At 64.1% G+C, this 19315-nt stretch carries 16 protein-coding genes; 6 read left to right on the forward strand and 10 right to left on the reverse strand.

Annotation, left to right across the window (positions count from 1 at the left end; translation table 11 throughout):
* Positions 1-15: 15 nt before the first annotated feature.
* Positions 16-3504, reverse strand: a complete 3489-nt coding sequence (smc, locus tag JOZ06_RS01195; RefSeq protein WP_293227867.1) for a chromosome segregation protein SMC — start codon at positions 3502-3504, stop codon at positions 16-18.
* Between the two features lie 107 nt (positions 3505-3611).
* Between smc and JOZ06_RS01200 the strand changes: the two genes are divergently transcribed.
* On the forward strand, positions 3612-4172 hold the full coding sequence (locus JOZ06_RS01200; protein WP_293227868.1) for a YqgE/AlgH family protein: 561 nt from the start codon (positions 3612-3614) through the stop codon (positions 4170-4172).
* Complete coding sequence (gene ruvX / locus JOZ06_RS01205; protein WP_293227869.1) at positions 4165-4593, forward strand: Holliday junction resolvase RuvX; 429 nt, start codon at positions 4165-4167, stop codon at positions 4591-4593. The genes JOZ06_RS01200 and ruvX overlap by 8 nt, the downstream gene beginning before the upstream one ends.
* Positions 4594-4605: 12 nt before the next feature.
* On the opposite strand, the gene ylqF is transcribed toward ruvX, so the two are convergent.
* The 6 genes from ylqF to JOZ06_RS01235 form a co-directional block, all read right to left on the reverse strand.
* A complete protein-coding gene (ylqF, locus tag JOZ06_RS01210; RefSeq protein WP_293227871.1) occupies positions 4606-5535 on the reverse strand; it encodes a ribosome biogenesis GTPase YlqF in 930 nt (309 codons plus the stop codon).
* 2 nt (positions 5536-5537) lie between these two features.
* On the reverse strand, positions 5538-5735 hold the full coding sequence (locus JOZ06_RS01215; protein WP_293227873.1) for a DUF3820 family protein: 198 nt from the start codon (positions 5733-5735) through the stop codon (positions 5538-5540).
* 312 nt (positions 5736-6047) lie between these two features.
* Positions 6048-6635 carry a hypothetical protein gene (locus JOZ06_RS01220; protein WP_293227875.1) on the reverse strand — a complete coding sequence of 196 codons (588 nt, stop codon included), beginning with the start codon at positions 6633-6635 and terminating at the stop codon, positions 6048-6050.
* A gap of 267 nt (positions 6636-6902) precedes the next feature.
* Positions 6903-8525, reverse strand: coding sequence for an electron transfer flavoprotein-ubiquinone oxidoreductase (locus JOZ06_RS01225; RefSeq protein WP_293227893.1), 1623 nt, complete (start codon positions 8523-8525; stop codon positions 6903-6905).
* 106 nt (positions 8526-8631) lie between these two features.
* Positions 8632-9825 carry a CaiB/BaiF CoA-transferase family protein gene (locus tag JOZ06_RS01230; RefSeq protein ID WP_293227877.1) on the reverse strand — a complete coding sequence of 398 codons (1194 nt, stop codon included), beginning with the start codon at positions 9823-9825 and terminating at the stop codon, positions 8632-8634.
* Positions 9826-9839: 14 nt separating this feature from the next.
* Positions 9840-11027: an acyl-CoA dehydrogenase gene (locus tag JOZ06_RS01235; RefSeq protein ID WP_293227879.1), complete on the reverse strand. Its 1188-nt coding sequence runs from the start codon at positions 11025-11027 to the stop codon at positions 9840-9842.
* 89 nt (positions 11028-11116) lie between these two features.
* Here JOZ06_RS01235 and JOZ06_RS01240 point away from each other — a divergent pair, with 89 nt between their 5' ends.
* Positions 11117-11917, forward strand: coding sequence for an IclR family transcriptional regulator (locus tag JOZ06_RS01240; RefSeq protein ID WP_293227881.1), 801 nt, complete (start codon positions 11117-11119; stop codon positions 11915-11917).
* A gap of 3 nt (positions 11918-11920) precedes the next feature.
* Here JOZ06_RS01240 and JOZ06_RS01245 read toward each other — a convergent pair whose 3' ends face one another.
* Together JOZ06_RS01245 and argB are read right to left on the reverse strand one after the other, a co-directional pair.
* Positions 11921-12355, reverse strand: coding sequence for a CBS domain-containing protein (locus JOZ06_RS01245; protein ID WP_293227883.1), 435 nt, complete (start codon positions 12353-12355; stop codon positions 11921-11923).
* 68 nt (positions 12356-12423) lie between these two features.
* Positions 12424-13248, reverse strand: coding sequence for an acetylglutamate kinase (gene argB / locus JOZ06_RS01250; protein ID WP_293227895.1), 825 nt, complete (start codon positions 13246-13248; stop codon positions 12424-12426).
* A 189-nt stretch (positions 13249-13437) separates the two neighbouring features.
* On the opposite strand from argB, the gene JOZ06_RS01255 reads away from it, so the two are divergent.
* The 3 genes from JOZ06_RS01255 (at position 13438) to gabD (ending at position 17597) form a co-directional block, all read left to right on the forward strand.
* On the forward strand, positions 13438-14724 hold the full coding sequence (locus JOZ06_RS01255; protein WP_293227885.1) for a TolC family outer membrane protein: 1287 nt from the start codon (positions 13438-13440) through the stop codon (positions 14722-14724).
* 139 nt (positions 14725-14863) lie between these two features.
* Positions 14864-16123 (forward strand): 4-aminobutyrate--2-oxoglutarate transaminase, encoded by a 1260-nt coding sequence (gabT, locus tag JOZ06_RS01260; RefSeq protein WP_293227887.1) that lies wholly within the window; start codon positions 14864-14866, stop codon positions 16121-16123.
* 13 nt (positions 16124-16136) lie between these two features.
* Entirely contained in the window at positions 16137-17597 is a 1461-nt protein-coding gene (gene gabD, locus JOZ06_RS01265) for an NADP-dependent succinate-semialdehyde dehydrogenase (RefSeq protein ID WP_293227889.1), read from the forward strand.
* 47 nt (positions 17598-17644) lie between these two features.
* On the opposite strand, the gene JOZ06_RS01270 is transcribed toward gabD, so the two are convergent.
* On the reverse strand, positions 17645-19087 hold the full coding sequence (locus JOZ06_RS01270; RefSeq protein WP_293227891.1) for a hypothetical protein: 1443 nt from the start codon (positions 19085-19087) through the stop codon (positions 17645-17647).
* Between the last annotated feature and the right edge of the window lie 228 nt (positions 19088-19315).

Here is a 19315-nt window from a genome sequence, read left to right on the forward strand (position 1 = left end):
CATTATAACGGCCTTTCAGGCGGTCTCGCGCATTTGCAGCGCCTCGACGATATCCACCGCCACCACGCGGCTCACGCCTTTTTCCTGCATGGTGACGCCAACCAATTGCTCGGCCATTTCCATCGTCAGCCGGTTATGCGAAATGTAGAGGAACTGGGTACGCGCCGACATCTGCTTGACCAAATCGCAGAAGCGGCTGGTGTTGGCATCGTCCAGCGGCGCGTCCACTTCGTCGAGCAGGCAGAATGGCGCCGGATTCAGACTGAATAGCGAGAACACCAGGCTCATGGCGGTCAACGCCTTTTCGCCGCCGGACAGCAGATGGATGGTGCTGTTCTTTTTGCCTGGCGGCTGGGCGATGATCTGCACCCCGGCGTCGAGCAAATCCTCGCCGGTCAACATCAGTTCGGCGCGCCCGCCGCCGAACAGCGTCGGGAAAAATTCGCTCATCTGCGCGTTCACCGCGTCGAAGGTGCTTTGCAGGATCGCGCGCGATTCGCCGTCGATCTTGCGGATGGCGGCTTCCAGCGTCTCGATCGCCTGTTGAAGATCATCGGCTTGGGCGCCCAGGTATTCGCCCCGCACGCGCGCCTGTTCGAGCTCTTCCAGCGCCGCCAGGTTGACGGCGCCGAGCCCGTCGACCGCGCGCGCCAAGCGGGCGATCTCGTTCATCAGCGTCGCGGGCTTCACGCCGGCGCTCAAATCCGCCAACAGCGCCGCCTCGTCGACTTCGGCCTCCCGCAATTCCTCGGCAAAGCGCTCCATCCCCAGCCGCGCCTCCTGGTGCGCCAACAGCGCGGTCTGCCGCGCGGCGCGCAAGTCCGGCAGCGCCTGGCTGATCTCGTGTTGCTGCAGCGTCAACCCGCGCATGCGCTCGGCCAAGCCATTGAGCGCATCGCGCGCCGCCGCGAGCGCGCCCTCGCCCGACTCGCGCGCCAAGAGCAAGGTCTGCAGCGCTTCCTGCACGTCGTCCTCTTCGAGCATCGCCGATTCCTCCGCCAGCGTGGCCAGCCGTTCGGCCAACAACGCATCGCGCTCGTCACGCTCGGCGTCGCGGCGCGACAGCTCCGCCACCTTCTGTTCGGCGGCCTGCAGACGCAGGCGGATATCGTGCGTCTGGCGCTCCGTCTGCTGCCGGCGTTCCCGCGCCTGCGCCAGCGTGTCCTGCGCCCGGCCGCGCGCCGCGCGCGCGTCGGCCAGCGCCTCGTCCAACGTTTCCAACGCCAGGGTGACCGTTTCGGCCTCTTCGCCGGCTTCCTGCATCTGTGCATCGCTGGTGGCGAGCAGATCGGCCAGCACCGCCTCCTCGCCCAGGATGGCGTCGCGCCGGGCGCTGCCCTGCCGCGCCGCCTGATCGAGACGCACATGCGCCACCGTGGCGGCATTGAGTTCGCCGTCCAAGCGCGTCGTGGCGCCTTTTTGAGCGCGCACGGCCTCGGCCAGCATGCTCATCTGACCGGCGACCCGTTCGCGCTGGCCTTGCGCCGCCGCCAACTGCGGCGCCAATGCCGCGGCGCGCGCCACCGCGTCCTCCAGCCGGGCTTTTTGCGCCATCAGGCCGTCGCCGCCGGCCTCGCCATGGAATTGCACGCCATGCCTGCCGACGCGATGCCCCTGCGGGGTCACCAGCCATTCGCCGGCGGCAAGCCGCGGGCGCTCGGTCAGCGCCGCTTCCAGCGACTCGGCCAGGTACACGCCGACGAGCCAGTCGTCGAGCGCCGTATCGAAGGGGGCCGGCGCGCGCACTTGGTCGCGCAGCGTCTGCCAGCCGGCATGCGGCCGCACCGGCGCCGCCGGCGACGAGGCATCGATCACCGTGAGCGGCCCGGGGGGCGCTTGTGTCGGCACGCTGCCGGCGCGCGCGGTCAGCCGCTCGGCCAGCACGGCCTCCAGCGCGTCATGCCATGCCGGTTCGACCGTCAACGATTGCCACAAGACCGGCGCGTCCTGCAGGCCGTGAGCGGCCAGCCAATCCGACAACGCGCCGCTATCCTGCTCGCGCGACAGCAGCGCCGACAGCGCAGAGGCTTCGGCTTCGGCGCGCGCCGTCTCGCCGCGCAAACGCGTCAACGTTTCGTCCAGTTTCTCGCGCTCGCGCGTCAAGTCGGCCAACTTGGCCTCATCCGCCACCACGCGCTGCTGGACCGCGTCGAGCGCGTGTTTGGCGTTTTCCACCGCCCGCGCCGCGTCATCCAGCGCCTCGGCGCTGGGCAGATTGAGCGCCGTCTGCTCCCGGCGCAAGGCCTCGAGCCGCTCCGCCGCCTGACGCCGCGCCTCGCGCAAATGCGTGAGGCGTTGGCCGGCCAGGTCGCGCCGGCGCACTTGCTCGGCATAGTCTTCGGTCAACTGCTGTTGCCGTGCCTCGCTATCGGCGTACGCCGCCTCGGCATCCGGCAATTGCACCCCGTCCTCCTCCACGCGCAGCATCGCCTCTTCCATCTGCAGCCGCAGCACCTCGCACTGCTGTTGCCATTCGCCGCGCTCGTCGGCGATGCCGGACTGCTCGTCGGCCAGCATGGCGCGATCGTTGCGCGCTTGCGCCAGGTCGCGCTCCAGACGCGCGCGCGTTTCCTGCCGGTGCCGCTGTTGCTCTTCCAGCCGGGCAAGCTGCGCGTTGGTTTCGGAGACGCGCTGCTGCGCCGCCTGGACCCGGTCGCCGGCGTCGAAGTGGCCGTCGCGCACGGTTTCGATTTCCGCCTCCAGCGCCGACAGCGCCTGGCCCAGCCGCGCCTCCTCGCTCTCCAGCCGGGCGAGTTCCGCGCGCGCGTCCGCCTCGTTCCTGGCGGCTTCCTCGCGCCGCGCCAGCGCCAGCAGATTCTGTTTATGCGTCAGCGCCGCGCGCAGATCGTGGTATTGCGCCGCGACCGCGGCTTGTTCGGCCAGCCGGTCGACTTGGCGCGCCAGCTCCTGACGCAGATCGTCGACGCGAGACAGATTGTCGCGGGTATCGCCCAGCCGGTTCTCGGTCTCGCGCCGCCGTTCCTTATAGCGCGACACGCCCGCGGCCTCTTCCAGATAGACGCGCAACTCTTCCGGCCGCGCCTCGATGATGCGCGAGATCATGCCCTGCTCGATCACCGCGTAGCCGCGCGCGCCCACGCCGGTGCCGAGGAACAGGTCGGTGATGTCGCGCCGCCGCACCACTTGGTTGTTGATCAGATAGGTGGATTCGCCCTGGCGTGTGAGCACGCGCTTGATCGCCACCTCGGCATACTGCCCCCAGGGACCGGTGAGCTGGCCGTCGGCATTGTCAAAAACCAGTTCGACCGAAGCGCGCGACACCGGCTTGCGCGTGGTGGAGCCGTTGAAAATGACGTCCTGCATCGATTCGCCGCGCAGCTGTTTCGCCGAGGACTCGCCCAGCACCCAGCGCACGGCGTCGATCACATTCGACTTGCCGCAGCCGTTCGGGCCGATCACCGCCACCAACTGGCCCGGCACCGGGATGGTGGTAGGATCGACAAACGACTTGAATCCGGATAGCTTTATATGCGTTAGCCGCACGACACCCTCGCTTGCGAGACGCTCCAAACCGACAGTTTAACAAGGCTTGCCGCGGCGTGTGGAGCCTGACTCCGTCCCGGCCGCCCAGCCTGTGCCATAATGCAAAGATGAACCCGTTATCGCTTGCAGACCAGTTTCTCATCGCCATGCCCAATATGGCTGATCCGCTTTTCGCCCGCGCGCTGGTGTATCTGTGCGAGCACGGCGAACACGGTGCCATGGGACTGATCGTCAATAAACCTTCAGGCATCGCGATGGCCCAGCTCTTCGACCAGATCGACCTGCCGATGGAGCCCGGCGCGCTGGCGGCCACTTCCGTGCTGTTCGGCGGCCCGGTGCAGCCGGACCGCGGCTTTGTGCTGCACAGCCCGATCAGCGACTGGCAGTCCAGCTTGCGCGTCACCGACGACATAATGCTCACCACCTCCAAGGACGTGCTCATCGCCGTGTCCGAACACAAGGGACCGGCGCGCATTCTGGTGACGCTCGGCTACGCCGGCTGGTCAAGCGGCCAGCTGGAGGAGGAGATCGCCAGCAACGCCTGGCTGACCGTGCAGAGCGACCCCGCCATCATGTTCGATCTGCCGGCCGAGGAACGCTACGACGCGGCCATGGCGCTGTTGGGTTTCGATCCGTCCCTGCTGTCCGGGGACATCGGTCATGCCTGAAGGCGGCGCACTGGCTTTTGATTTCGGCGAGCGCCGCATTGGCGTCGCCGTGGGCGATGGGCTGCTCGGCATCGCCCATCCGCTGTGCACCATCGACACGGAAAGCAACGACGAACGCTTCGCGCGCATCGCGGCGCTGATCGACGAGTGGCGGCCGCAGGCCCTGGTGGTCGGGCTGCCGACGCACGCCGACGGCACCGAACATGAACTCACGCGCCTGTCGCGCCGCTTCGCCAACCGTCTCAAAGGCCGTTTCGCGCTGCCGGTGTGGCTGGTCGATGAACGCCACACCTCGCTCTTGGCCGAAAGCCTGCTCAAGGAAGCCGGCCTCAGAGGCCGCAAGCAAAAACCCGTACTGGACCAGGTCGCCGCCCAGGCGATTTTGCAAACCTGGTTCGACATGCGCGGCGAAACGGTCTAGGGCCCGGACAGCTTATTCCGCCGCCTTGCCCTTGCGCGCCTCTTCGCGCGCCGCGCGTTCCGCCTGGCGCCGCGCCTCGAGTTCGCGCGCGGCCTTCAACCAAACCGTCCATTCCTCCGGCCGCTCAAGGGTGATATGCCCGGTGGCGCCGGAACGGAAATCGGTCAGCACCACTTCGGCTGCCTTCTGAATGTTGACCCGGCCGCCCCCCAGCATCGCGCCGCGTTTGCGGCCAATGGCCTCCAGGGCATCGATGTCCTGCCATCCTTCAATGCTATCGAGCTTGTAGCGCTGGCACAGCGCGTCCGGGTAGCGCCGCATCAAATAGCCGAGCAACACCAGCGCGACTTCTTCCTCATCCATGGCGTTGCGGCCGATGGCGCCGCTGGCGGCCAGGTTATAACCGCCTTCCTCGACCAAAATCTTCGGCCACAGCATGCCCGGGGTATCGAACAATTCGAAATCGTCGGCCAGCAGAATGCGCTGCTGCGCTTTGGTGATGCCCGGCTCGTTGCCGGTCTTGGCGACGCGGCGGCCGGTCATGGTATTGATCAGCGTCGACTTGCCGACGTTGGGAATGCCGCAGATCAGCACGCGCAACGGCTTGTCGAGTCCGCCGCGGTGCGGCACCAGCTCGCGGCAGGCGGCAATCAGCTTTTGCGCCGGGGCGCGGTCGCCGGCGTCGAGCGCCAGCGCCCGGGTATTGGCAAGACCGTTGTAATGCTCGAGCCACAAGCGCGTCACCTGCGGATCGGCCAGATCCTGCTTATTGAGGATTTTCAGCGCGCGCTTGTTGCGCGTCAGTTGCGCCAGCATTGGATTGGCGCTGGAGGCGGGTAGCCGCGCGTCCAGCATCTCAATCACCACATCAATATCCGGCACGCGCTCGGCAATCGCCTTCTTCGCCTTGTTCATGTGACCGGGAAACCATTGAATTGCCATGCTTAACGCTTTCTAAGAGGATCCAAAAGGGCCATGAGGCCGTTGTGCTGCAGCTCGAAGGCGAGCGCCAGCAGCCTGCCGATTTCCCCATCGGGAAAACCCTGACGCGCGAACCACGACAGATAATGCAGCGGCAGGTCGGCGATCAGCCGGCCTTTATATTTCCCGTAGGGCATTGAGCGGCTGACGAGCAGCAGCAAGTCTTCGTTCCGCATGATAAAGAATCTCGGCAAGGATGCGCATTGTGCCAAAGATAGCGTCCGTTTGCCATGAAAACGCTTTGTTAACAGCGCGTTGTTGCCGCGGCGGCAACGATGCTCTTGACATGGCTCAAGCAGGGACGGGCTTTCTGCGGACAAGCCGCGGGTGACCGGCTAGCATGGTGGGGAGTCATCATCTTGAACCCGGTTGATCCCTCTCCCGGGGGCATTCAGGTTGTTGGCAGCACGGGCACGCTGCCCGAGTTTTGGTTCGCGCAGAGCCACTGGGGGCATCCGCTGGATGCCCCTCTTTTATGGCCGCGGCGCCAATGCCGATAAGAGAGCGGCCAGCCGCGACCGGCAGCGCTGGCGCAGCCATCCGCCCTGATTGGCGCCGGCCGGCGGCAGCGGTCCCCAGCCGCGTAGCGCCATGGGTTGCGCCGGCGCATCGCATGCCGCGCAGAGCACCGGCAACAGCGTCTGCCGCGCGAGCCCCGCGCGCGCGCCCAGTTCGCGTAGGCGCCGGTTCGCTTGATCGAGCAGCCCCATTTGCCCCAGCGTCACTTCCACATGCGTCAAACCCAGCAGATACGCGCGCGCGGCCAGCCAGTCGGCATCGTCGGTAAAGTGGTCCGGGGAACGCACGGCGCGCGCGTCACGGCGCCCGGCCGCCAGAAGCGTGGCCAAACAACGGATTTCGGGTAGCGCCGACTCCAAAACCGCTTGACCGGCCTCCATGTGCCGCAAGCGCGTAATCTGCGGCGCAACCTGGGCATAGGGACGGCTGCCCGCCGACAGCGCTTGCACGTCGGTGACAAGGGTCACCGCCCACAGCGCCGGCACGTGGTCCGGGTGCGTCGAGTCGCTTGCGACCAACCGGTCGCCCGTCAATTCATCCATGATCGAGATCCCCTCTGCGGCCGCGGCCCCGGGAGAGCATCTGTGTCGTCATCGTGTGAAAAAACAAATGCCGCCCAAGCTCAGGCGGCATTTGTCGGTATGTTGTCTTTGCTTCGTCAGAACAGACAGATCCCTTGGCGCCGCGCGGTGCTGCGGTACCAATACCAATAACGAGTATGGGAAAAGGACGAAGTCATCATGCGTCTATCCTGACGCGCGGGCACGGGGCTGTCAAGCCGGCAAGCCGACAGCCGCCGTCCGCATGGCTTACATATTGGGGTAATTCGGCCCGCCACCGCCCTCCGGCACACTCCAGACGATGTTCTGGGTCGGGTCCTTAATGTCGCAGGTCTTGCAATGCACGCAGTTTTGCGCGTTGATCTGCAGCCGCGGCGCGCCGCCCTCCTGCACGATTTCGTAAACGCCCGCCGGACAGTAGCGCGTTTCCGGCGCGGCAAACTTGGCCAAGTTGACCGCGACCGGCACGCTGGCGTCTTTCAAGCGCAAATGAATCGGCTGATCTTCGCTGTGGTTGGTGTTGGACAGGAACACCGACGACAGGCGGTCAAAGGTCAGCACGCCATCGGGTCGAGGGTAGCTGATCGGCTCGACCTCTTCCGCGGGGACCAGACACTCGCTGTCCTTGTGTTTGTGGTGCAGCGTCCAGGGCGCGCGGCCGCGGAACAGATAGGTATCGAGCGCCGAGTAGAGCATGCCGGCCCACAACCCATAGCGGAAAGAAGGCCGGATATTGCGCACACGGTAGAGCTCGTCGTACAGCCAGCTCTGACGGTAACCGCGCGCATAGCCGGACGCTTCGGCGCCGTCGGCCGGCGTGTCGCTCGACAACAGCGCAAACACGCCTTCGGCCGCCAACATGCCGGACTTCATTGCCGCATGCGACCCTTTGATCTTCGGCACATTCAGGAATCCGGCGGTATCGCCGATGAGCGCGCCGCCGGGAAAGGTCAGCTTCGGTTGCGCCTGCAGGCCGCCTTCGTACAGCGCGCGCGCGCCATAGGCAATGCGGCGCCCGCCCTCGAACACGCCGCGAATTGCCGGGTGCGTCTTGAAACGCTGAAATTCCTCATAGGGCGACAGGTAGGGATTGGTGTAATCCAATCCAATGACGAAACCTACCGCCACCAGGTTGTCTTCAAGATGATAAAGGAACGAGCCGCCATAGGTGCTGCGGTCGAGCGGCCAGCCGATGGTATGGGTGATCTGGCCGGGCTCATGCAATTCCGGCTTGACTTGCCACAGCTCCTTGATGCCGATGCCATAAGTCTGCGGATCGCTGCCGGCATCCAATTTGAAGCGCTGCACCAGGGTTTTGGTCAGCGAGCCGCGGCAGCCCTCGGCAAACAGCGTTTGCTTTGCCCAGAGCTCCATGCCCGGCTGCCACGCGTCGGTTTTTTCTCCGTCGCGGCCGATGCCCATGTCGCCGGTGGCCACGCCCTTGACCGAACCATCGTCGTGATAGAGCACTTCGGCGGCGGCGAAACCCGGGTAGATCTCCACCCCCAGCGCCTCGGCCTGCTCACCGAGCCAGCGACAGAAGTTACCCAGGCTGACGATGTAGTTGCCGTCGTTGTGCATTTGCGGCGGCGTCGGCAGCTGGATCGATTCATTCTGGGTCAACAGCAGGAAACGGTCCGAGCGCGCCGGGGTATTGAGCGGCGCGCCTTTTTCTTTCCAGTCGGGGATCAGTTCGTTCAGCGCGCGCGGCTCGATGATGGCGCCCGACATGATATGCGCGCCGACTTCGGACCCCTTTTCCAGCACGCAGACGCTGATTTCGCGTTCGGCCTGGGCAGCCAATTGCTTGAGGCGAATGGCGGCGGCGAGACCGGAAGGGCCGGCGCCGACAATCACCACGTCATACTGCATCGATTCGCGTTCCACCGTTTCTCCTTCTGTGCATTGCACTTTATGGACTTATCTGCCCTCAATCATGCAATGAACCCGCCTGGTTCGTCAAAAATCAAACGAACGTTTAAATGACATTTTCATGGCGCAGTTGTGCGATGGAAACAGCGTCGTAGCCCAATTCGGCCAGGATGGCGTCGGTGTGCTCGCCCAGTTTGGGGGGCACGCGCGCGTAGGTCACCGGCGTTTCGGACAGCTTGATCGGACAGCCGACCATCGGCACGTCCAAGCCGGCGGCGTCCGGCATGTGCACCTCCAAGCCGCGATGCTTGATTTGCGGATCGGCGAAGGCCTCGTCGACGGTATTGATCGGCCCGCCCGGCACGCCGATACGGTCAAGCAACGGCAACCATTCGTCGCGGTGCTGGCGGGCGAACTCTGCCGCCAGCAGCGGCACGAGGATGTCGCGATGCCGCACGCGTGCCGGATTGGTGGCGAAACGCGCGTCCTTCGCCCATTCGGGGTGGCCGAAACACTCGGCCAATGCGGCGAATTGACGATCGTTGCCGCAAGCCAGAATCAAATGGCTGCCGCCCGCGCAGGCAAAGACCTGATAGGGCACGATATTGGCATGCGCATTGCCAAGCCGTGGCGGCACACGGCCCCCTACCAGCCAGTTTGAATTCACATTGGCCAGCATGGCCACCGCGCAATCGAAGAGCGCCATGTCGATATATTGCCCGCGCCCCGTGCGATCGCGCGCCAAAAGCGCCGCCATGACCGCGTTGGCCGCGTAAAGCCCGGTAAAAACGTCGGTGACCGCCACGCCGACCTTGTGCGGTTCGCCGTCACTCGGACCGGTAATGCTCATCAAGCCGGACATGCCCTGCAGGATGTAATCGTAGCCCGGCAGCGCGCTGTAGGGGCCGTCCTGCCCAAAACCGGTGACGGAACAATACACCAGGCGTGGATTGAGGGCGGATAGGGCGGCGTAATCCAATCCGTATTTGGCGAGCCCGCCCACCTTGTAGTTTTCCAGCAGCACGTCGGCCTCTTCTGCGAGGCGGCGCACGACCTCCTGGCCCGCGGGCGTGGCGATGTCGACAGTCAACGAGCGCTTGCCGCGGTTGGTGCAAAGAAAATAGGCCGCCGTGCCGTCTTCCAAGGCCGGCGGCGCCCACTGCCGCGTGTCGTCGCCGCTGCCCGGCCGCTCCAGCTTGATGACGTCGGCCCCGAGATCGGCCAGCAACTGGCCGGCCCAAGGCCCGGCCAGCACGCGCGACAGATCGAGCACCTTGATGCCCTGCAATGCTCCGGCCATGATTTCCCCCTCGCTCAGCAGAAGGCCTGGATGCCGGTCTGCGCACGCCCCAGAATCAGCGCATGCACATCATGCGTGCCCTCGTAGGTGTTGACCGCCTCCAGATTCATCACATGACGGATGACATGGAATTCGTCGGCAATACCGTTGCCGCCGTGCATATCGCGCGCCACGCGGGCGATATCCAGCGACTTGCCGCAGTTGTTGCGCTTGATCAGCGAAATCATTTCCGGACTGGCGCGGCCCTCGTCCAGCAGGCGCCCGACGCGCAGCGCTGCCTGGAGCCCCAGCGTGATTTCGGTCTGCATGTTGGCAAGCTTAAGCTGCACCAGCTGCGTCGCCGCCAGCGGCCGGCCGAACTGCTTGCGGTCCAGCGTATATTGGCGCGCGGCGTGCCAACAGAACTCGGCGGCGCCGAGGCTGCCCCAGGCAATGCCGTAGCGCGCCTTGTTCAGGCAGCCAAACGGCCCTTTCAAGCCGCTCACGCCCGGCAGCAGCGCGTCTTCAGGCACGAACACGTCGTCCATCACGATTTCGCCGGTGATCGACGCGCGTAGGCTGAACTTGCCATGGATTTTCGGCATCGACAGTCCCTTGGTGCCGCGCTCGAGCAGGAAGCCGCGGATCTCATCGGCATCGTCCTTGGCCCAAACGACGCAAACGTCGGCGATCGGGCTATTGGTGATCCACATCTTGCTGCCTTTGAGCAAATACCCGCCATCAACCTTGCGCGCGCGGGTTTTCATGCTGCCCGGATCAGAACCGGCATCCGGTTCGGTCAAGCCGAAACAGCCGACGAGCTCGCCGGTCGCCAGCCGCGGCAGGTACTTATCCTTCTGCGCCTCGCTGCCGTAGGCCCAAATCGGGTGCATGACCAGTGACGACTGCACGCTCATCGCCGAGCGATAACCGGAATCCACCCGCTCCACCTCGCGCGCCACCAAACCATAGGCGACGTGAGACAGTCCCGCGCAACCGTAACCATCGATGGTGCAGCCAAGCAGACCGAGTTCCCCCATCTCCGACAGGATCTCGCGGTCGAAGCGCTCCTCGCGATTGGCGACGAGCACGCGCGGCATCAGCTGCTCTTGGCAATAATCGCGCGCGCTATCGCGCGCCATGCGCTCGTCGTCGGTCAGTTCATCGTTCAGCAGCAAGGCATCGTCCCAGGCGAAGGCCGGGCGTTGGGTGGATTGAGCCATCTGGATTCTCCTCTGTTCTGCATTGCAGAATTATGTTTTACTATGCGAAACCAGACTATCAATCCTCATAGCGACTTGTAAAGCACGACATGACAAATCAATCGCTTGCCCAAGAGACCGGCGCCGAGCCGGCACAAGATCGCCACTTCGTCACCGCGCTCGCGCGCGGCTTGCAGGTGTTGGCCGCCTTTCTCCCTGGCGAAGGTTCGCTGTCCAATCAGCAACTGGCGCAGCGCACCGGCCTGCCGAAATCGACAGTGTCGCGTTTGAGTTACACGCTGACCCGCTTAGGCTATCTGGCGCAGGATGCGGAAAGCGGCGGCTACCGGCCGGGGCTGGCGGGGCTGTCGCTCGCCGGCGGCCTGCTCGGCAGCTTCGACATCCGCCGCGTGGCGGGCCCATTGATGCGCGCGTTTTCCCAGGCCCATGCCATCTCCACCAGCCTGGGGCTGCTCGATGGCACCGATATCGTCTATCTGGAAACCTGCCGCAGCCAAGCCCGTGTCTCGGTGCAACTGAGCGTCGGTTCGCGCGTGCCGCTGGCCACCACCGCCATCGGCCGCGCCTGTTATGCGGGATTGCCGCCTAGCGAACAGGCCATGTTGCGGCCGCTCTTGGCCGCGCGCTACGGCGACGCCTGGCCGGCCCATGAAGCCAGGCTGGCCGCTGCCGGCGAAGAAGCGCGCCAAAGAGGTTTTTGCACGTCGTTTGGGGAATTCGAGCCGGATGTGATGGCCGTCGGGGTCGCGCTGCCGCCGCTCGTCGCGGGTCATGGCGCCATGTGCTTGAACGCCAGCGGACCGGTTTTCGCCTTTGATGAAAACGACATGGCCGGACGCATTGGTCCGGCCCTGCTGGCGTTGCGCGACCAGATCATGCCGCGCAAGTGAAAACTAGGCGTTTTGGATGTAATGCACCAGCTGGTCGATGAAGAACTGTTGCTCGGCGATGGTGGCGCGCACCAGATCGCCGATCGACAGCATACCAATCACCAGGCCGTCTTCCATCACCGGCAGGTGGCGAATATGGCGCTCGGTCATGAGCGCCATGCATTCTTGCAAGGTGTTGTCCGGCTTCACGTAGACGACGCGGCTGGTCATGATGTCGCGCACCGGCGTGGTGATCGACGTACGTCCTTGCAGCACGATTCTCCGGGCGTAGTCCCGCTCCGAAAAGATGCCCTGCACGTCGCCCATTTCCATCACCAGCACCGCCCCCACGTCTTCGTCGGCCATCACTTGCAACGCCTGGTACACCGTTGCATCGGGGCTCACCGAAATCAAGGGCCGGTGCGATTTCTCATTGAGCAGCTGTCGTACCGTATGCATGTCATCTCCCATTGTCGTTGTGATAGCGCGAGGCGTGTCATCACTATAGACAATGGGAAGGGATGTCATTAAGCCCGGATCATGGTGCCGCAGTGACTGTCGGTCAAAAGCTCCAACAACAGCGCATGCGGCACGCGGCCATCGATGATGTGCACGGCCCCCACGCCGCTTTGCGCCGCGCCGAGTGCCGATTGAATCTTGGGAATCATGCCGCCGTACAGCGTTCCATCGGCCAAGAGCGCCTGGATGTCGCCGCCGGACAACGCCGTCAATAGCGCGCCCGATTTGTCCAGCACCCCCGGGGTATTGGTCAACAGCATCAGCTTCTCGGCGCAAAGCGTCTGCGCCAGACAGCCGGCCACCAGGTCGGCGTTGATGTTGTAGGCCTCGCCATGTTCGCCGACGCCGATCGGCGCGATGACCGGAATGTAGCCGCCTGCCGCCAGATGCGCGATCAACGCCGGCTCGATGGCGACGACCTCGCCCACCTGCCCGATATCCACCGGCTGCCCCTGCTCGTCGCGCATGGCCAGTTTACTGGCGCGTATCATGTGCCCGTCCTTGCCGGTCAAGCCGACCGCCTGGCCGCCATGCAGATTGATCAGCGACACGATTTCCTTGTTGACCTGGCCGCCAAGCACCATCTCGACGATCGCCATGGTGTCGGGGTCGGTCACGCGCATGCCCTGCACGAATTCGCCCTGCTTGCCGACGCGCGCCAACGTCTCGTTGATCTGCGGCCCGCCGCCGTGTACCACCACCGGGTTGAGTCCCAGTTGGCGCAACAACACCACGTCTCGGGCGAAGCCGGCCTTGAGGCCATCGTCGGTCATGGCGTTGCCGCCGTATTTGATCACGATCGTCTTGCCTGCCAGCTCGCGGATGTGCGGCATGGCCGAGGCCAACACCTGTGCCTTGTTTTCTGCAGTCAGTGTCACTACCCTCTCCTTCACTTTGCTCAGCGCACCATTCTAACGGCATAGCGCCTGATGCGGGGGCATCATCCACCATCCTCCGCCCAACCGGAAGCCGACGTGAGAAAAATTGCCTGTTCGCTGGCTTGCTGCTTCGCGGTGATCGGTATGAGCACACCCGTCGCGGCTTTCGACCTGCTGCTCGCGTGGCGCGCCGCGCGCTTGCACGACGCCGGCTACGCCGCGGCGCAAAGCGATTATCGCGCCGGCCGCGAACAAGCGCCCCTGGGCCGCGCGCCACTCATGCCGCAAATCAGCCTGATTGGCAACTATCAACAGAGCCACACGATCAATCAACCGCTGGCCGACGGGCTTCTTCACGACGCGGACGGAGCGACACGCGGCATGGCCGTCCAGCTGACACAGTCGCTGTTCGATCCCGGCAAGTGGGCCGGCTTTCGCAAAGGACAAGCCAGCCAAGCACGGGCGGCCATCCTGCTCGATATCGCCAGTCAGCAATTGATGGTCGATGTGGCGGCGGCCTATTTCAACGTGCTGCAAGCACAAGATAATCTGACCGCAACGCAGATGGCCCTGAAGGCTTATGCCAACCGCCGGGCCCAAGCCGAGAAGGAATTTGAAATCGGTCAGGCGACCATCGCGGATGCCATGGAGGCGCAGGCAGGTTACGACAGTGCCGTGGCGGATGAAATACAGGCGCAAAGCGATCTGGAGATCCACCGCAGCGCGCTGGCCCGCCTGACGGGCTTGCCGGCGCAATCGCCGCAGCCGCTCGCGGCGCCGTTCCCGCTGGCGCTTCCCTCGCCTGCCCGTCAGGAAGACTGGCAAACGCTCGCAGAGCACAACAATCTGGCGATCCGCGCCCAGGCACTGGCCCTCTTCATGACAGAACAGTCGCTGAAAGAGCGCCGGGCCGGCCGGCTCCCGACCGTCCAGCTGATTGCCGACTACAAAGACAACACCACGCAGGCCCCCACCGGCGCCATCCGCCAGCAAAGCCGCGCGCGCATCGGTTCGGTAGCTATCGCCTTCAATATGCCGTTATCCACGGGCGGTAGCCTCCGTGCGCAAGTGCGCGAAGCGGCGGCGCACCGGGACAGCGCGCGGGACAAGCTGCTCGACACGCGGCGCCATGTCCGCGAAGAAATCCGTCGCGCCTGGCTCGGCATCACCGATGGCGCTGCCTCGGTCCGTGCCCAGGCGCAGCGGCTCGTCTCGGCTCAGCGCAAGCTCGACGCCACCGAACGGGGGCGCGAAGTCGGTATTCGCACCAACCTTGACTTGCTTAAAGCGCAACAGGAATACAGCGACGTATTCAAGGCGCTCGCCGGCGCTCGCTATCGTTTTCTCAATGCCAGGCTAAAACTGGCGCAATCGGCGGGCCAATTGGACGAAACCGTACTGGCCCAGGTCAATCGGGCCATTCAGCCCTAGCTCGGCGCCATGTCATGCTAGGGGCTGTGCATGACATACAACAAGTGTTTAATTTATTCATCTCCCTGTAGCTTTTTGCTAAACGCGTTATTAGAATCGAATGACCAATTACATGGCACTGCCAACAGAGGAGAACCAGATGTCGGATTTGCTGAAGCGTAAGGCGCAGGCCACCCCACGCGGCGTCGGGGTCATGTGCGATTTTTTTGTCGAGCGTGCCAAGAACGCAGAACTGTGGACCACCGAGGGTAAGCGCTACATCGATTTTGCCGGCGGGATCGGCGTGCTGAACACGGGCCATCTGCATCCCAAGGTCCAGGCGGCAGTGAGCGCTCAACTGCAACAATTCAGCCATACCTGCTATCAAGTGGTGCCGTACGAGTCCTACATTTCGTTGGCGGAGAAAATCAATCAACGCGCGCCGGGCGCGGCGGCGAAAAAAACCGCCTTCTTCACCACCGGCGCCGAAGCGGTGGAAAACGCCATCAAGATCGCTCGCGCCGCGACCGGCCGCCCGGCGGTGATTGCCTTCGGCGGGGCATTCCATGGCAGAACGCTACTAGGCATGGCGCTCACCGGTAAAGTCGTGCCGTACAAGGTCGGCTTCGGGCCCTTCCCGTCGGACATCTACCACGCCCCCTACCCGAATGCCTTGCACGGCGTCAGCGTTGACGACGCCATCGCCGGCGTGGAAAAACTGTTCAAATACGACGTGGACCCGGGCCGCGTCGCCGCCATTCTGTTCGAACCGGTGCAGGGTGAAGGCGGGTTCTACCCGGCCCCGGCCGACTTCGTACGCCGCTTGCGCGCACTGTGCGACCAGCATGGTATTTTGCTCGTCGCCGATGAAGTGCAGGCCGGCTTCGCCCGCACCGGCAAGCTGTTCGCCATGGAACATTACGATGTGGCGGCGGACTTGATCACGCTGGCCAAGAGCTTGGCCGGCGGCTTCCCGCTCTCCGCCGTCGTTGGCCGCGCCGAACTAATGGATGCGCCCGCGCCGGGGGGGCTCGGCGGCACCTACGCCGGCAACCCGCTCGCGCTTGCCGCCGCCGAAGCCGTGTTGGACGTCATCGAGGAAGAAAACCTGACGGTGCGCGCCAATACGCTCGGCGCGCTACTGCAGGAGAAACTGCGCGCGCTCAAGCACAGCGTGCCGCAGATTGCCGAGGTGCGCGGTCTGGGCAGCATGGTGGCGGTCGAATTCTTGAAGCCCGGCAGCCACGAACCGGATGCCGATTTCACCAAGAAAGTACAAGCCGAGGCGCTGCGTCGCGGTCTGATTCTGCTGACTTGCGGCACCTACGCCAACGTGGTGCGCTTCCTGTTCCCGCTGACGGTCGAAGATGCCGTGTTCGATGAGGCGTTGGGCATTTTGGAACAGGCACTGAAGGCCTAAGAGGAGTCATGGCATGTTGAATCTGAAAGATCCGGCTCTATTGCGCCAGCAATGTTATATCAATGGCGAATGGCAGAATGCCGACGACGGCGCCACGATCGAGGTCACCAACCCAGCAACGGGTGAATGCATCGCCACGGTGCCGAAGATGGGCCGAGCCGAAGCCCTGCGCGCCGTGGCCGCGGCGGAGCACGCGTTCCCCTTGTGGAAAAAGAAAACCGCCAAAGAACGCGCCGCCATCCTGCGCCGCTGGTACGACCTGATGATGGCCAACCAGGAAGATCTGGCCATCATCCTGACCGCCGAGCAGGGCAAGCCGCTGGCCGAGGCCAAAGGTGAGATCGCCTATGGCGCCTCGTATATCGAGTGGTATGCCGAAGAAGCCAAGCGCGTCTATGGCGACACCGTGCCGACCAGTCAAGGCGATAAGCGCATCCTGGTATTGAAGGAACCGATCGGCGTCACCGCCGCGATCACACCGTGGAACTTTCCCAACGCCATGATCACGCGCAAAGCGGCGCCGGCATTGGCCGCCGGTTGCCCGATGGTGGTGCGCCCGGCAAGCCAGACGCCGTTGTCGGCGCTGGCCATCGCCGTGCTGGCCGAGCGCGCCGGCGTGCCGGCAGGCGTATTCTCGGTGCTGACCGGGGGCTCGAGCGAAATCGGGGCCGTGCTGACCGGCGCCGACGCCGTGCGCAAATTCAGCTTCACCGGTTCGACCGAAGTGGGCCGCAAGCTGATCGCCCAATGCGCCACCACCGTCAAAAAGGTGTCGATGGAACTTGGTGGCAATGCGCCGTTCATCGTGTTCGACGACGCCGATCTGGATGCCGCCGTCGAGGGCGCGATGATCTCCAAGTATCGCAACGCGGGTCAGACATGCGTTTGCGCCAATCGCATCTATGTTCAGGACGGGGTGCACGACGCGTTCGTGGAGAAATTCCTCGCCGCGGTCGGCAAACTCTCGGTGGGCAACGGCCTGGAGGCCGGCGTCAACCAAGGGCCGTTGATCGATACCAACGCTGTGCGCAAAGTCGAGGAACATATCGCCGACGCCGTCGGCAAGGGCGGTAAGCTGGTGCTGGGCGGCAAACGCCACGCATTGGGCGGCAGCTTCTTCGAGCCCACCGTGGTCACCGGCGTCACACGCGACATGAAAGTCGCGCGTGAGGAAACCTTCGGTCCGCTGGCGCCGATCTTCCGCTTCAGTACGGAAGAGGAGGCGCTGCAACTCGCGAACGATACCGAGTTCGGCCTGGCAAGCTATTTCTACGCCCGAGATCTCGGCCGCATCTTCCGCGTGGCGGAGGGCCTGGAGTACGGCATGGTGGCGGTCAACACCGGCATTCTCTCCAACGAGACGGCGCCTTTCGGCGGCGTCAAACAGTCGGGGCTGGGTCGCGAAGGGTCCAAGTACGGTATCGAGGATTATCTGGAAATCAAATACCTGTGCCTGGGCGGCATCGACCGCTAAGGCAAAAAAAACCGGCGACAGCCGGTTTTTTTATGCTTCATGCCGCATCAATGCAATCGCGACAACCGCTCCGCCAATGGAATACCCGCCTCTTCCAGACAATGCGACAGATCGCTCCAGGCGCGGGCGCGATCGGGAGCCACATCCGGCACCAGCATCCACGGCAAGCGCGCCACCACGTCCTCGCGCCCGCTTCGACGTAGCAACACCTCATAAGCTTGATGCTCCGGCTGATACTCCGCCTCGGCTTGCAGCGGCGCGCCACGACTGGCGTGTGCGGAGGCCAGCGCCAAGGTCAAAGCCAAACGCTTGCGGTTGATGCCGCCGATGCCGGCCGCCAAGGCTTCCCACCAGGGCAACGGCGCAAACAGCTCGGCCTCGCCGTACTCCATCTCGGCGCCGATCGCATCCTGCACCAGCGGCATCACCGCATCCAACGCGCCGCGGGCAAAGCGGCGCGCCTGTTCCTGCGGCAAGGCCCCGCGCTCAACCAAAAAGGGAATAAAGCTCAGCATTAACCGCGGATCCTGCGTCCGCCGGGCGGCCTCATAGGTCGCGCGCGCATCGTCCGGATTCATCGGCGCGTAGTCGCAACCGGCATCCATCACCGGTGCCAGGTGCACCAAATCCTGGCAAGCGCGCTCGTTGAGCATCTCGACCGTAAAGGCGGTCGGCGACATCCACAGCGTTGCCTTGGGCGCGAGCCCCAATGCGTCGGCCAACACGGGTTCCGCCCGCTCGATGAGCGGAAAATGCCACCAGGCGCCGCCTTGCGCGCGCGAGAAGGCAAACGGCATGGCCCAGAGCTCGAACGACAGAATGGAGCCGTCTTTGTGCACGACCTCCGGATACGCGATGCAATCACGCGCCGTCGCCAACAAGAGCTCGCGCGCCGCGGGCGCTGTCTGCAGCCCCAACTGCGCTTCGGTCAGTACCGCCTGATCGCCGCCGGCCATGGTTTGCTGCACGAGGCCAGTCAGGCGCAATCTGCTCACGGGGCGCTCGCAGGCTTCCTGCGCCAGGGATTTCAAATTGGCCACCGCCGCCACACGCCCAGCCGGAGGCAGGGGCGTCATGGGGAAAACGCGTATTTCCCGCGCGGGCAAACCCTCGTCGCGTTGTCGGTAGATATCTTGCAGGTCCAGATAGGTCTGCATGGCATCGTCGCAGATGGCTTGCAGTTCAGCCGCCGTTGGCGTGGCATCGTGAAAGAAGAAATCGAACAGACGAAAACCCTGATTGCAGACATAGATCGACACATTGTCGGTCTCGTCGAACAACAACGCGCTGGCGAAAGCTTCCTGATCGTCGCCATCAAACGGGGTTTCATCATTGCCGACCAAGCGGCAGACGAACATCGGCGACTCGGTATGCACCAAGTACTCGCAAGGCTCCAATCCTTGCTCGTCGACAGCATCGCCAAAAATGAATCGGTTCGGACGCAAGGCCGAACCTTTGATACGGGCATTGCGGGGGTGCGGCTTCATCATTACCAGTCACATTCAATACTAACTAACCATGAATTGTAGCCTGATTTGTCCAGGGATAGGCACTCTCCCTGGCAGGGCACGGCAAAGCAAAAAGCCCAGACCTTGTGGTCTGGGCTTTCGTATGGGGCGTCTGGCGGTGTCCTACTTTCACACGGCGAATGCCGCACTATCATCGGCGCTAAGGCGTTTCACGGTCCTGTTCGGGATGGGAAGGCGTGGGACCACCTC

Source organism: Paludibacterium sp. (assembly GCF_019232825.1).
Classification (GTDB): Bacteria; Pseudomonadota; Gammaproteobacteria; order Burkholderiales; family Chromobacteriaceae; genus Paludibacterium.

Excerpts from the sequence above, each read along its gene's own strand:
- JOZ06_RS01200 (WP_293227868.1), top strand. The coding sequence starts at position 3,612 with ATGAACCCGTTATCGCTTGCAGACCAGTTTCTCATCGCCATGCCCAAT.
- ruvX (WP_293227869.1), top strand. The coding sequence starts at position 4,165 with ATGCCTGAAGGCGGCGCACTGGCTTTTGATTTCGGCGAGCGCCGCATT.
- ylqF (WP_293227871.1), bottom strand. The coding sequence starts at position 5,535 with ATGGCAATTCAATGGTTTCCCGGTCACATGAACAAGGCGAAGAAGGCG.
- JOZ06_RS01220 (WP_293227875.1), bottom strand. The coding sequence starts at position 6,635 with ATGGATGAATTGACGGGCGACCGGTTGGTCGCAAGCGACTCGACGCAC.
- JOZ06_RS01225 (WP_293227893.1), bottom strand. The coding sequence starts at position 8,525 with ATGCAGTATGACGTGGTGATTGTCGGCGCCGGCCCTTCCGGTCTCGCC.
- JOZ06_RS01230 (WP_293227877.1), bottom strand. The coding sequence starts at position 9,825 with ATGGCCGGAGCATTGCAGGGCATCAAGGTGCTCGATCTGTCGCGCGTG.
- JOZ06_RS01235 (WP_293227879.1), bottom strand. The coding sequence starts at position 11,027 with ATGGCTCAATCCACCCAACGCCCGGCCTTCGCCTGGGACGATGCCTTG.
- JOZ06_RS01240 (WP_293227881.1), top strand. The coding sequence starts at position 11,117 with ATGACAAATCAATCGCTTGCCCAAGAGACCGGCGCCGAGCCGGCACAA.
- JOZ06_RS01245 (WP_293227883.1), bottom strand. The coding sequence starts at position 12,355 with ATGCATACGGTACGACAGCTGCTCAATGAGAAATCGCACCGGCCCTTG.
- argB (WP_293227895.1), bottom strand. The coding sequence starts at position 13,248 with ATGCCGCACATCCGCGAGCTGGCAGGCAAGACGATCGTGATCAAATAC.
- JOZ06_RS01255 (WP_293227885.1), top strand. The coding sequence starts at position 13,438 with ATGAGCACACCCGTCGCGGCTTTCGACCTGCTGCTCGCGTGGCGCGCC.
- gabT (WP_293227887.1), top strand. The coding sequence starts at position 14,864 with ATGTCGGATTTGCTGAAGCGTAAGGCGCAGGCCACCCCACGCGGCGTC.
- gabD (WP_293227889.1), top strand. The coding sequence starts at position 16,137 with ATGTTGAATCTGAAAGATCCGGCTCTATTGCGCCAGCAATGTTATATC.
- JOZ06_RS01270 (WP_293227891.1), bottom strand. The coding sequence starts at position 19,087 with ATGATGAAGCCGCACCCCCGCAATGCCCGTATCAAAGGTTCGGCCTTG.